At 35.0% G+C, this 12713-nt stretch carries 14 protein-coding genes; all 14 read right to left on the bottom strand.

Features of this window, described 5'->3' with window-relative positions:
- Positions 1-38 precede the first annotated feature (38 nt).
- The 14 genes from ACFJIZ_RS20090 to ACFJIZ_RS20025 all read right to left on the bottom strand — a co-directional run bounded on the left by ACFJIZ_RS20090 (position 39) and on the right by ACFJIZ_RS20025 (position 12711).
- Entirely contained in the window at positions 39-1445 is a 1407-nt protein-coding gene (locus ACFJIZ_RS20090) for a lipopolysaccharide biosynthesis protein (protein ID WP_379088240.1), read from the bottom strand.
- 68 nt (positions 1446-1513) lie between these two features.
- Positions 1514-1864, bottom strand: coding sequence for a hypothetical protein (locus tag ACFJIZ_RS20085; protein WP_379088237.1), 351 nt, complete (start codon positions 1862-1864; stop codon positions 1514-1516).
- Between the two features lie 62 nt (positions 1865-1926).
- On the bottom strand, positions 1927-2574 hold the full coding sequence (locus ACFJIZ_RS20080; protein ID WP_379088234.1) for a hypothetical protein: 648 nt from the start codon (positions 2572-2574) through the stop codon (positions 1927-1929).
- Between the two features lies 1 nt (position 2575).
- Positions 2576-3658 carry an MBOAT family O-acyltransferase gene (locus tag ACFJIZ_RS20075; RefSeq protein WP_379088231.1) on the bottom strand — a complete coding sequence of 361 codons (1083 nt, stop codon included), beginning with the start codon at positions 3656-3658 and terminating at the stop codon, positions 2576-2578.
- A 397-nt stretch (positions 3659-4055) separates the two neighbouring features.
- On the bottom strand, positions 4056-5117 hold the full coding sequence (pseI, locus tag ACFJIZ_RS20070) for a pseudaminic acid synthase (protein WP_379088228.1): 1062 nt from the start codon (positions 5115-5117) through the stop codon (positions 4056-4058).
- On the bottom strand, positions 5114-6550 hold the full coding sequence (pseG, locus tag ACFJIZ_RS20065) for a UDP-2,4-diacetamido-2,4,6-trideoxy-beta-L-altropyranose hydrolase (RefSeq protein ID WP_379088225.1): 1437 nt from the start codon (positions 6548-6550) through the stop codon (positions 5114-5116). The genes pseI and pseG overlap by 4 nt, the downstream gene beginning before the upstream one ends.
- Entirely contained in the window at positions 6551-7858 is a 1308-nt protein-coding gene (locus tag ACFJIZ_RS20060; RefSeq protein WP_379088222.1) for an aminotransferase class III-fold pyridoxal phosphate-dependent enzyme, read from the bottom strand.
- Between the two features lie 13 nt (positions 7859-7871).
- The gene (locus tag ACFJIZ_RS20055) at positions 7872-8519 is read right to left on the bottom strand and encodes a cytidylyltransferase domain-containing protein (protein WP_379088219.1); all 648 of its coding nucleotides are present in this window, start codon (positions 8517-8519) and stop codon (positions 7872-7874) included.
- The gene (locus ACFJIZ_RS20050; RefSeq protein WP_379088216.1) at positions 8500-8631 is read right to left on the bottom strand and encodes a cytidylyltransferase domain-containing protein; all 132 of its coding nucleotides are present in this window, start codon (positions 8629-8631) and stop codon (positions 8500-8502) included. The genes ACFJIZ_RS20055 and ACFJIZ_RS20050 overlap by 20 nt, the downstream gene beginning before the upstream one ends.
- Positions 8632-9495, bottom strand: coding sequence for an aldo/keto reductase (locus ACFJIZ_RS20045; RefSeq protein ID WP_379088213.1), 864 nt, complete (start codon positions 9493-9495; stop codon positions 8632-8634).
- A 37-nt stretch (positions 9496-9532) separates the two neighbouring features.
- Positions 9533-10516 (bottom strand): hypothetical protein, encoded by a 984-nt coding sequence (locus tag ACFJIZ_RS20040; RefSeq protein ID WP_379088210.1) that lies wholly within the window; start codon positions 10514-10516, stop codon positions 9533-9535.
- Positions 10516-11700, bottom strand: a complete 1185-nt coding sequence (gene pseC / locus ACFJIZ_RS20035) for a UDP-4-amino-4,6-dideoxy-N-acetyl-beta-L-altrosamine transaminase (RefSeq protein WP_379088207.1) — start codon at positions 11698-11700, stop codon at positions 10516-10518. Before pseC ends, ACFJIZ_RS20040 begins: the two co-directional genes overlap by 1 nt.
- Positions 11700-12185, bottom strand: a complete 486-nt coding sequence (locus ACFJIZ_RS20030) for a polysaccharide biosynthesis protein (RefSeq protein WP_379088204.1) — start codon at positions 12183-12185, stop codon at positions 11700-11702. Before ACFJIZ_RS20030 ends, pseC begins: the two co-directional genes overlap by 1 nt.
- Positions 12157-12711 carry an SDR family NAD(P)-dependent oxidoreductase gene (locus ACFJIZ_RS20025; protein ID WP_379088201.1) on the bottom strand — a complete coding sequence of 185 codons (555 nt, stop codon included), beginning with the start codon at positions 12709-12711 and terminating at the stop codon, positions 12157-12159. Before ACFJIZ_RS20025 ends, ACFJIZ_RS20030 begins: the two co-directional genes overlap by 29 nt.
- Positions 12712-12713: the final 2 nt, after the last annotated feature.

The following is a 12713-nucleotide window of genomic DNA, read 5'->3' as shown; positions in this document are numbered from 1 at the left end:
ATAATTGAACAGGGGATATATAAGTTTAATCATTTCAGCTATTTTTTCAGTTTAGATTTTACTAGATCAACAGCCATTTTCATCTCTTTACGGTATTTAAATACAATACCCAATAATATAATTGTTAAAGTCAAGAGTTTCAAAAGTATTGTATTTAATGTAATGGCACTATTTAAGTTTGTAACGAAAAGCGCTAAAGAGAACGATAAAACTATAGCTAAATACATACTTTCATAATTATAACGAATTAACTTCGCTTTGTTAGAGAGTATCAGTGTGATTAAACTTGACACAAAAAAAGACAGTAATGTAGCTGCTGAAGCACCAATCATTCCATACTTTGGAATTAAAAACAGATTCAGTACCACGTTTAACGCTGCAGAAACAAATGTGGCAATATTGATCAATTTTGTTCGCTTGGTATCGTAAAAAAGAGGATATCCAAAAAAATAATAAGCGCCAATGATCACATAAGAAAATGTAATATAAGGTAATATCACATTGGCCTCCCTAAACTCTTTTGACAATAGGATTGCGAAAAGTTCTTTAGAAAAGAAACAGATGCAAAGTGCAATAAAAGAATAGACATAAATTAGAAACTCAGAAATACGGATAATGAGGTTTTTTCCTTTTTCTTCTGCCACATTCTCCATAAACCAAGGGCTCATGGTGAGATGCACGCTACTGATAAAAAAATCGAGGATTGATCCCAGTTTGTAACCCACATTGTAAATACCCACATCTGCTGTAGATTTCAAGTTATTTAAAAGTACCCTATCAATAAGGTCAAGTGTCCATCCAGATAGGCTATGTGGTACAAGTGGCAAGGAATAGTTCAACGAATTTTTCAATATTCCTCTGTCAATAGAGAACTTGTACTCTCTAAAAAGGATAATGAACGAATAGCAGAAAAATACAAAAGTAGAAAGCAGTTGGGATAAGAGTACGCCAAAAGCTCCCATTCTAAAATACATCACACTAACCAATACCATTAGAATGTTTAACGCATATTGGATGAGGTTGATGATCGAATACTTTTTAGCATTATGCAAAGCCTGATTAATGGTTTGCGTAATTATAAATATGGGGGTTAATGTTATGGTCAATAACCCAACAAAAATATAAGGATAGAAATTTATTCCCTCTATAAATGGAGCGATGACCAAATCTTTAAAAACAATCAACAGGATCGTCAAGATGACATTGAATATCAAAAGGAAACTAATGATCGTACTGATGTACTTAACAACATCCGTTTTTGAATATTCCTTAAAAAACCTAATGATAGATGAACTTAAAGAAAGAGAGTAAAATATGGAGAAGAAGCCAATAAGGGAGGAAACTACACTTACAATACCAAAATCATTGGGGGTTAAATAATAGGTATAGAGTGGCACTAATAAAAACCCTATTACGGCTTTTAAAAGATTTGCAAAGGTATACAACCCTATATTTTTTGATATCAACCCTAATTGACCCATTTATTTTTCTTCGATTTACGCTAGCCGAAATATTAATTATTTACTGTTTTACTTTTTAACAATTCTGCAATTCCCTTTTCATTACAATGCATCCCGTCATAGAAATCAGAATTATCCATATGTAAACGATATGGATTGAATGAACCTATAATCTCGATGTTATATTTTTTGCCCAAATCAATAAAGTATTTTTCGCTTAAAGCAATCTGTTTATATTTATCAGTCTCACTTACAAAAGTGTATACTTTGGGATGATAAGGAGTTAAGAAAAATGATACTTCAATATTTTTTCCACTTAAATACTTAATAAAACGTTCAAGTACCAACGTCACTTCTGGAGAAAGTTTATCAAAATTTTCTGTACCATAAATATGCCCATTCATATAATCTACTGCTCTTTTTTCTACCCCAGCGGCAGTAACAGCCCTATAGTTTGAATCATAGTTTATAGATCATCAGCAAGCTTTGTAAAACCCTTGTTCATTTTCTGATCAGTGCCTTTCAATTCTGGAGATCTTGAAATCAGTTTTTTAAAACTCATTTTAAAATATGAGGGAGATACAAGCTGAGAAAGTTTGGAGAAACCATTGTCACTTTCCATTACAGCCTTGCTACCTGTTAATTTATTAGCAATCGAATAATATTCATCTTTTAGTGTAACCCATCTTTTTTGGTCGTTGTTGATGTTAAGTGTCCATGGATCCAAACCTAAAATGAGTTTCTTTGGTAAACATCCTTTCTTTTCATACAATTCATAAATCCCTAATAGATCTTCGATAGAAGCCCCGCTTACTCCATTGTTAAAAAAAGTTTGGCCAGCAAAATGACTAGAGTTGACCAACATTACTCTACTTGAGCCTAAGACTAAAACTTCTGGGCATGATTTTGAATTATTGACCAAGTATTTATTCAAAAGTCTTTCATCGTAATTTGTAATGTTGGTAACGTGATGTCCTTTCAAGATTTCATCGGCTATTTTTTTTTCATAATCCATTGAAAACAGATTTGCAGCATCACCAAAATAATTTACCGTAACAACAAATAGAAATATTGGTGCTAATACTAAAACAACTCTTATTAAAAATCTATTCATTTTAGAATTGAAAGTAAATAAATTGGTTTTCATTAAAATTACCAAACATTAAAATAACAGCAATGATTACATAATACATGGTTATCCGCAAATAGTTTTTCCGAACATTTGAAACAATTTGAAGGGCATAGGCCGATTCTCTACCAATCCATTCAAAACATAAAAAAATAATGGTGATCAAAACGATAGGTATTGCTTTTTCAATTCCTGGGAAATAGGGAACCGAAAACAATGAACCTGAAAATATTCCCGAAATATATTCGAATGAGTGCCCTATATTATTTGCACGGAAGAAGATCCAAGCAAATACAGTTAATCCAAAGGTAATTACCATGGATAAAAACTCCTTTATATTGGGTAGATATTTACCTTTTGCAATGATATCTAAATTTGTTCTATTGGTATTGAAAATGATAGATGGCATGATATAAATAGCATTTAATGCTCCCCAGACAATAAATGTCCAGTTTGCGCCATGCCAAAAGCCACTTAACAAGAAAATGATAAAGGTATTTCTGATTTTCATCCATACACCTCCTCTGCTTCCTCCCAAGGGTATATATACATAATCTTTAAACCATGATGATAAAGAGATATGCCATCTACGCCAAAACTCGGCAATATCCCTTGAAAAATAAGGGAAGGCAAAGTTCTTTAATAACTCTATACCGAACAATCTGGCTGTACCTAAAGCAATATCAGAATATCCTGAAAAATCACAATAGATTTGAAAACTAAAGAACAATGCCCCTAAAACAAGCGTACTTCCAGAATAATCTCCTGAATTATTAAAAATAGCATTTGCATATTCTGCACAATTATCTGCAATTACAACTTTCTTAAATAGGCCCCACAAGATCTGACGTAAACCATCAACAGCTTGCGTATAGTTAAACTCTCTTTTCTTATGTATCTGAGGCAAAAGATGTGTGGCCCTTTCTATTGGCCCTGCAACAAGTAGTGGAAAAAAGCTAACAAAAACAGAATAATTAATGAAATTTCTTTCAGGTTCTATCCTGCCTTTATACAGATCGATCACATAAGATAATCCGTGGAAAGTATAAAAAGAAATCCCTACTGGCAATACGAGTTGTAAGGTTCCCAGGTTAGGTTTAAATCCCAGTAAGGATAATCCATCGGCAAATGAGGCCGCAAAAAAATTATAGTATTTAAATACGACGAGAATACCTAAGTTGATTCCTATACTAAGCCATAACCAAAATAGCTTTGATCGCTTATTTGTAGCACTATGAATTTTAATTCCTGTAAAATAGTCTAGTAAAATTGAAAAAACCAGTATAAATAGAAAACGCCAATCCCAACAAGCATAAAAATAATAGCTCGAAGCGAGTAATAAAATATTCTGTAGTTTTAGGTTTCCCTTTGTTCCAAACCAATAAAGTACAAAGACTATTGGTAGAAAAATGGCAAAGCTTAACGAGTTGAAGAGCATATTTTAAAAGCTTGGTCTAATGGGAAAGTTAAACAGTAGGTAAGGTTGTTGTTTCTAAAAACCCCCAACTTAAAGCCGTACCTTTCTTTATGCTTTTGGTTACTTTTTTACCTAAAACTTCGTTAAAATGTTTGGGATGCAGCCCAAAGCCCGGTCTAACAGACCTTACATTTATTGCTGTTAACACTTCACCCTCTTCTATATCTTCTGCAACATATAAAGACCTAGAAAAGTCCCGTCCCTTTAATTGTTTTTCCGTTAACTGATAATCAACAAGCCCAATTGCTTTTTCCGCTTCCCTCACCGATTTTACCATCGCAGTAAACTCTTCCTCATTCATAGAGAATGACGCATCTGGACCACCAATAGCCCTATCTATGATGAAATGTTTTTCTATGATCTTAGCACCAAAACAGGTAGCTACTACTGGTACTGTACTGCCAATGGTATGATCTGATAAACCACTGATTACCCCATATCTTTCAGCTAGATCTTTAACCATCATGATATTTGCCTCTTCAATTGGGGCAGGATAAGAAGATGTGCACTTCAACAAGGCAATATCTTTGTTCCCCATTTTGTGACAGGCAGCTAAGGCCAAATCGATATCTTCTAAGGTAGCTATTCCAGTAGATATGATAACTGGTTTCCCTTTTGAGGCTACATATTCGATTAACGGAATGTCCGTAATTTCAAAAGAGGCAATCTTATAGGCTGGCGTATCTAATGATTCTAGAAGGTCAACTGAGCTTTTATCAAATGGTGATGAAAAACAGATTAGACCTTCTGCTTTGGCTGCATTGAAAATTTGTTCGTGCCACTCCCAAGGAGTATAGGCTTCTTGATAAAGATCATAAAGGTATTTACCATCCCATATGGTTCCTTGTTTCAATCTAAAGTCATCATTCTTAACATCAAGCGTAATTGTATCTGCAGTATAAGTTTGTAGCTTAATCGCATCTGCACCAGCACGTTTTGCCGCTTTGATCGTTAACAAAGCATTTTCCAAACTTCCATTATGATTTGCCGATAACTCTGCAATAATAAATACCGAACTATTCTTATTGATTTCAAACGTTCCTATTTTCATGACCCTATCTTTTTTTCAAATTTAAAACTCTCCGCTTCCATTAATTGCAGGTAACCTAGCCTTTCAAAGGCTTTAATGGAGGCTATATTTTGTGGCAATACGTAACCTATTACTTCTTTAATCTCGTTATTGATTTCAATTAACTTTTCGACACCCTTTTTAAGCAACAAAATACCTAAACCTTGATGATGATATGCAGGTACTAACAGGTAACTGATCAGTGCTGAATTATTTTTGATATCAAATCTAATTGAACCTATGCTATGGCCCTTGATGGAAGCCATCAAATAGCAGCAATCTTTATGATTTATTTTTTGGGTAAACCAATTTACATGTTCTGCATACACTATTGGAGCAGTATTGAATGAGAATGCCCTTATTTTTGGCTCAGTTGCCCATTCAAATGTTTTTTGTACATCCTGCTCATTGGCTTGTCTTAAAACGAGTTCGTCTTGTTTAACCAACTGCTCAAATGCATTTAACAATCTAACACATGAATTGCCATCAATGTATGTTTTGATAGGTAAGTCTTCATTTTCAAATGACCGATCTATTGCGTTGATGAGATGGTCTCTTGAAAAATCTTCTGCACTTTCGAATGCACCCAAAGCATTATATTTTTCAAATATATTTTTTTGGTTATCAACATAGGTACCTGAAATGATCCTACAGCCTACTGCTATGGCTTCTTGTAAAATTCCACTTGCAGGAACAATTGCGAGCTGAGCCTTTTGCATGAGCTCACAAATCTCTTCTGATGTAATTGCATGTGACAGCTTACACCTTGAATCATTTTTAATCGCTTGTTCCAACTCATTTAAATGCGCATAGGCAGCACCGGTTACAATCAATATGTGTTCAAATCGTTTGTCTTTTTTAAGGACATCAACTACCAATTGTGTTAAATTCTTACTATCAGAACCACCAAAGCAGACAAAAGCTGTTTTGATTGGCAGCTTTATTTTTGGTTCTTTTGCCGCTTTTAAAAAAATAGGCCTTAATAATACATAGGACAAGCCTAACGCATACTGTGTATAAAGTTGTGCATGGTAATCTACTCCATTTACATTAGGCGTATGATTGATAATCAAATCGGCTAAAAAGGATTGTTGATTTAAATCATCAATATAAACCAATTTACAACCCTTTGCTTTTACCTTTTTTTGATAGCTCGAATCCAATTCGTAACTATCTAGTACCACAATATCTACAGGTTTTAAAAGCGCTAGAAATTCTTCTTCTTCTTTTATACGGATTAGCTTAAATTGAAGCTGGTCAATATCATTGGCGATTTTTTCTGGTATAGATCTGCAAACAAAGTTGATGTTGAAGTGGCTTTCGATCATCTGGGCCAAAGCAATACACCTAACCAAATGCCCTAAGCCAATATGATTACCTCCATCTGCCCTGAAAAAAACCGCCAACTTTTCCAATTAATTCAATCTTTTAAAACCGGAGTGCACAATAGGTCCTTCCAATAGGTTTTCTATCTTTTCACTTTCATTCTCGCATTTGCTTATTGTTGCAAAAACTTCATCTAAAGCATTAAAATACAGTTCAAATTTATCATCACTATGTTCTGTACAGGCATAAAAATTAGTACTGGCCAAGAACCCTTTCTTTAACATTTCTTGTGCAACCAGTGTTTTATAAGCTAGTGCGTTGTCGCTATTGATACTATAGGTACTCAATGCAGGTATACCCGCAACACTTATAGAAAGATGATGCGTTTTGGCTAGGTCTAACCAACCTTTTTGCATTTTTTTTCCAATGGCTGTAATCGTTTCCCACGATTTGATCCTTTCCATTACATTCAATGTAGCTAAGGCAGCTGTAGGTCCGATGCGCTCTGTCCAAAACGTACTGCTGATAAAAGTAGTCTGTGCAGCTTCCATTACAGATCTTTTACCCACAACAGCTGTTAGCGCATAACCATTACCAATTGTCTTTCCGTACATGGCCATATCTGGCTCTACTCCGTATTTTTTATAGATACCGCCATAAGTTTCCCTAAAGCCCGAAGTACATTCATCAAAGATCAATACAATGTTTCTCTGGGTAGCTAGGTCTCTCACTTTTTGCAAAAAGTTATCCTCAGGTCCAAAGTTTCTTAATACTTCCATTTTGATTACCCCTATCTCATTGTTATCAACGATAGATAAAAGCTCCTCATAATTATTATAATGAAAAGGATAGACAGTGTCCTTTAGGTTTTTCGGAACACCATTTGGACTTAAACCTGGGAGTAAGTGGCCTGAAAGTTCATCACCATCATTATGGTTTGCAGACAAGTACCAATCGTGCCAACCATGGTAACCACAAATAGCTACCTTGTCTTTACCCGATGCTGCTCTTGCAATCCTAATGGCAATTGAATTGGCTTCTCCACCACTCCTGGCAAATCTTACCATATCTGCCCATGGATTGATCTCTATTAATTTTTCTGCAAGATAGACCTCTTCTGGACAACTTAAGGTACTCATGTTTCCATTTTTCACCGTTTCCATTACAGCTGCATCCACCTCATCATTACCATAACCTAGTGTATTGGTACCGATGCCCATGATACACATGTCAATTAATTCTCTTCCATCTAAATCCCAAACCTTACAGCCTTTAGCCTTAGAAAAATAAGAAGGCCATTTTTCTGGCAAAAACATTTCCGGTCTTTTAGACAATAACATTGTACCTCCAGGTATTAAGGTTTTTGCCTTTTTATATAACTCTTGTCCTTTTCCCATACAATTAATTATTTTATTTCTCTAGGTCAATTGATTTATCGTAACCTTCGTTACGTCTATATTTTTGATTTATTTCTTTGATCTCTGGATGGTTATTTAAAGTATCAACATAGGTCAGCCAATCTTTGTCTGTACCTTCAATTTGAACCAACTTTTCTATAACTTCAAAATCTTCGATGGTATCAACCGTAAGTCTGATCAACGACAAATCCTCTGCATTTTCTACATTCAAAGCTTTAAAGATATGCCCTCCTTTAACATCTGAGTTTTTCCAGATATAAGGTGTTACATGTTCTCTTTCAGAAGTCAATGTAGCCTCTTTAAATGCTTTTTCCAATGCTGAGAACTTGAATACTTCAACATCTATTCCATCTGGATAAGATGGGTTTAAAGTATTGGAGGCATAATCTACATCATGTTCAATTGCTGCCCTTACTACTTTATCTATCATCGCTGGATCTATTAAAGGGCAATCAGAAGTTAACCTCACTACCCAATCAGGGTTTTCTGGTAAAGCAGCCTGATAGAAACGACCCAGTACATCATCTAACGAGCCTTGATAATATGCCACACCAAGTTCATTACAGATATCGATGATCGGTTCTACACCTTCTTCATGCGTCGTAGCAATTTTTAATTTGCTAATCAGTGCCGACTCCAAGAGTCCTTTTCAAATGAATGGTTAATAATGGTAGGCCATTAATTGTTTTAAGGATTTTCCTGGGCAATCTAGTTGATGCCACACGAGCTTGGGTAATAGCCAATACTTTCATTTAATTCCAATTTTTTGGATATAATAATTCTTTTTCTTCTACTGTTATTTTTTCGATCTCATTTCGTAATAATGGATCAAACTCTTTACCAAACATCTCCAAGTTTACTTTCAGTTGATCTGGATTGTCTACACCAATGATAATCTCATCGATTTGTTTTTGGAGCATCACATAGGCTATAGCCAATTCTTCTATAGTTAGTCTATAGGTTTTAGCAATTTCATGAATCTGATCCAAATAAGGAGATAATGGCGCTAATTTAATGGGTAGAGCTTGAGGCTCTTTGAAAAACAAACCCTGCAGATAAATAGACCTTACCTGAATAATTTTTTGCTGTTTTTTTGCTTCTTGCAATAAAATTCCTCTTTCATTGATATTATCAAATAGATTGAAAGGTAATTGAATAAAATCAATATGAGGATTTGAGATGGCTAATTCAAGTTCTGAGTTTTCATAAACAGATAATCCAATCTGTTTAAATTTCCCCTTTTCTTTTAAAGCTATAAGCTCTTGTATCAGATTTGGTTTATTAACGAAATCATTAAAATCATGATAAAAATAACAATTCAGGCTATCAATTCTCAATTCATTCAAAGTTCTCTCCAACTGTGAGCTTATATTTATAGCATTGCCTTTAAATTTAGAGTTCACTTCAAAAACAGTATTGCTTAACTTATGATATTCGCCTATAAGGGTCTGAGCATCTCCATAAGCATCTGCAGTATCCAATATAGAAATGCCTTTCTCCCAAGCTGTTTCAAGAATTGTATAGGCCAGCTGTTTGGATGGCTTACCTGCCTTATTATTTATTCCATAATCTATCCCCAGCTGTACCGTTCCTAAGACTATTTTTTTTGAATCCATCTGCTGTTATTGATCAAGTGCTAAAAATATTTGCCGTCTATTGTTCACTACCTTTTGGAAATTTGACAATGAATTTATTTTTTAAAATGAGCTGATTAGAGAACCCTGCTTTAAATTTAAAAATGTTGGTTTCTTTTGCATTTTGATTGCCATTATTTATAAAACCTAAATCAAACTTATTACAGCCCCAACTCTTGGCTAAATTAATTGAAGTTAAGATATTGTAATGTGCAATTGGTAAATTCTGTTCCATCAATTGCCTATCGTAAACTCCGACACCGTAATAAGCAATTTCCTTACCTAACATAATGTACGAACAGGATACGAGTTGACCTTGTAGATACCCCATTACCGAAAAAGCCTCGTCTAAAAGAATAGCTTCATATTGTTTTTGCCAAGTCTCATCACTTCGGGTTCTTTGCCCAGCTACTTTAATATGAAAATCTCTAAACGTATTGAACTTTTCAAGAGATGCATTGTCTTTTTTTATAATGTCTAATTCAAGATTATTTTTACCCCAATTCACTAATGATTTATAGCTCTTTCTAATATTCATCTTGATCAGGTCTTCAGAGATATTTAAATCGATTACAGAACTAAACTCTACCTCTATATCCTCAATCTTTGAAAAATACTCGGCACTGATAAACTCATTGGCATAAAAATACATTTCTTCAATTGTATCCTTTTTTACAAGCTCGTTCAGTTTCTGAATCAGCAATCTATAAGCCTGCTGTTTTTTTTCAACCGATTCAAATACACCTTCTATGATAGTAATGGGCCCACCAAAATGGGTTAACTTATCTTTTGCAGCGTATGCAACCATGGCCAGTACTGGAGCCGAATCGTCATACACTAATATCGACTTGTCAATAAAATCTTCTCCAAAATAGGTCTGGTAATAGGCCAATGAAGAGCTTGTAAAGTTAAACGAGCTTAAATAATGCTTCTTGTAAAAAATGGAGCCTTCAAATTCACTCTTTTCTACTAAGTTTAAACTTGATTGCAATACGGCTTTCATTAGCTATAAAAATTATCTATGCTTTGAATAACAAATTCTTGTTCCTCATCAGTTAAGGTTGGATACATGGGTAAACTGATACATCCTTTGTAGTAATTTTCAGATTGTGGAAAATCTCCTTCTTTCCATCCAAACTGGCGGTAATAAGGCATTAAATGACAAGGAATATAATGGATCTGTGCAAATATTTTATGCTTTCTTAAATGATTGTATAGTCCTAAACGATTTTCTACTTCAACTACATATAGATGATAAGCATGCCCTTCTATTGAACCACTCTGTCCTTTAATGAAATTTTTTCCTTTAAATGCACTTGCATATTTAGCTGCAATACTTCTTCTTCTGTCTAAACCTTCATCTGCTCTTTTCAATTGACTTGAACCCAAGGCAGCCTGAAAGTCAGTTAATCTATAATTAAACCCAAGTGTTTGCATTTCCATATACCATAACGGATAGGTTTCATCACCCCCAGCAAACTCGATGCTATTGGTATAAGCATCTTCACTTTTAACAATTCCGTGTGTCCTTAACTGTAACAGCTTTTTATATAGTTTTTCATCATTTGTGGTGACCATTCCTCCTTCTCCACATGCAATATGTTTCACTGGATGAAAAGAGAAAATTGCCAGATCGGCAAACTGACCATTACCACATTTTTGATCCACACCTTTTGAATCTTTAAAATAACCCCCAGGTGCATGGCAGGCATCCTCAACTATCCATAAGCCATATTCATTGGCCAAATTCCTGAATGCTTCTAGATCAACAGCCCTACCTGCAAAATCAACTGGTATAATGCCTTGGTATGTACCTTTTGGCGATGCTTCTAGTAATTTTCTAACTGCATTGATATCTAAGAGGTAAGTTGCCGGATCAATATCTGCAAAGACCACTTCACCCCCACAATAACGGACACAGTTGGCTGATGCTGCAAAAGTGATCGGGGTAGTAATTACCTTATCTCCTTTTTTTACATCCAAACTTAATGTACATAAGTGCAGGGCAGCTGTACCGTTAGCTACTGCAACCGCATATTTGGCACCTACATATTCTGCAAATGCTTTCTCAAATTCTGCTATTCTTGGCCCTTGTGTTAAATAATCTGACTGAAGTGCTTGTGCTACAACTTGTAGATCTTCTTCAGTGATGTGCTGTTTACCATAAGGGATGATTTTATCTTCCATTACATTTCAAATGTTGAGTCAACATGCTCCTTGATCAAGGCTCTTAAACTATCAACTGTTTCCCATTCTGTATTGTCGCCAGAATTGTAAGCAAAGCCTTCTTCTACTTTAACTGCATTAAATTCCTTTTTGAAATCTTCTAATTTCCAACTATGGGTTGCAGGTAAGATTGTATAATATTTACCTAGGTCATAAGTATAAAAAGAGTCAGAAGTGGTCATCATTTCTTCATGCACTTTCTCTCCAGGACGGATACCGACGATTGGGTGTTCGCATTCTGGGCCTATCGCCATGGCAATATCTGTTATTTTATAAGAAGGGATTTTTGGTATAAAAATTTCTCCACCCCAGGCGTTAAACAATGCATGCATTACCATATCTACACCACCTTGCAGTGAGATATTAAAGCGGGTCATGTTAGGATCGGTTATAGGTAGTTTGCCATCTTTCTTTTTATTAATGAAAAATGGAATTACAGAGTCCATTAGATCCCATTACGTTACCATAGCGCACCACAGAAAAACGAATTGGATTGTGGCCTTTAATATTATTGGCGGCAACAAATAATTTATCTGATGTTAATTTTGTAGCACCATATAAGTTGATAGGTGCACAAGCCTTATCTGTTGATAAAGCCACCACTCTTTCTACCGAGGTTTCCAAGCAAGCATCCACCACGTTTTGGGCACCCCCAATATTGGTTTTGATACACTCATCAGGGTTATATTCTGCAATAGGAACGTGTTTCATTGCCGCAGCATGGATAACATAATCAATTCCCTTCATTGCCCTTTTTAATCTCTCTCTATCTCTCACATCCCCAATAAAAAATCTTAGTTGCGGGTATTCATCTCCAGAATATTCCTGCGCCATCTGAAATTGTTTCTGTTCGTCTCGAGAATATATAACAATACGCTTAACCTCTGGCCAAACCTTTAATATATGTTTTGTTAAGGCTTTACCTAATGAACCAGTACCGCCCGTAATCAAAATCGATTTATTTGTAAGCATAT

The sequence above is a fragment of the Pedobacter sp. UC225_65 genome (assembly GCF_042698365.1).
In the GTDB taxonomy this organism is placed as follows: Bacteria; Bacteroidota; Bacteroidia; order Sphingobacteriales; family Sphingobacteriaceae; genus Pedobacter.
The sequence above is the reverse complement of the archived record's forward strand: the minus strand, read 5'-3'. Positions and strand labels throughout refer to the sequence as shown.

Bases quoted from the DNA above. Each gene is read 5' to 3' on its own strand.
- ACFJIZ_RS20040 (WP_379088210.1), bottom strand. From the start codon at position 10,516: ATGAAAGCCGTATTGCAATCAAGTTTAAACTTAGTAGAAAAGAGTGAA.
- ACFJIZ_RS20060 (WP_379088222.1), bottom strand. From the start codon at position 7,858: ATGGGAAAAGGACAAGAGTTATATAAAAAGGCAAAAACCTTAATACCT.
- ACFJIZ_RS20080 (WP_379088234.1), bottom strand. From the start codon at position 2,574: ATGAATAGATTTTTAATAAGAGTTGTTTTAGTATTAGCACCAATATTT.
- pseC (WP_379088207.1), bottom strand. From the start codon at position 11,700: ATGGAAGATAAAATCATCCCTTATGGTAAACAGCACATCACTGAAGAA.
- ACFJIZ_RS20025 (WP_379088201.1), bottom strand. From the start codon at position 12,711: ATGCTTACAAATAAATCGATTTTGATTACGGGCGGTACTGGTTCATTA.
- ACFJIZ_RS20050 (WP_379088216.1), bottom strand. From the start codon at position 8,631: ATGAAAGTATTGGCTATTACCCAAGCTCGTGTGGCATCAACTAGATTG.
- pseI (WP_379088228.1), bottom strand. From the start codon at position 5,117: ATGAAAATAGGAACGTTTGAAATCAATAAGAATAGTTCGGTATTTATT.
- ACFJIZ_RS20045 (WP_379088213.1), bottom strand. From the start codon at position 9,495: ATGGATTCAAAAAAAATAGTCTTAGGAACGGTACAGCTGGGGATAGAT.
- ACFJIZ_RS20030 (WP_379088204.1), bottom strand. From the start codon at position 12,185: ATGGACTCTGTAATTCCATTTTTCATTAATAAAAAGAAAGATGGCAAA.
- ACFJIZ_RS20085 (WP_379088237.1), bottom strand. From the start codon at position 1,864: ATGAATGGGCATATTTATGGTACAGAAAATTTTGATAAACTTTCTCCA.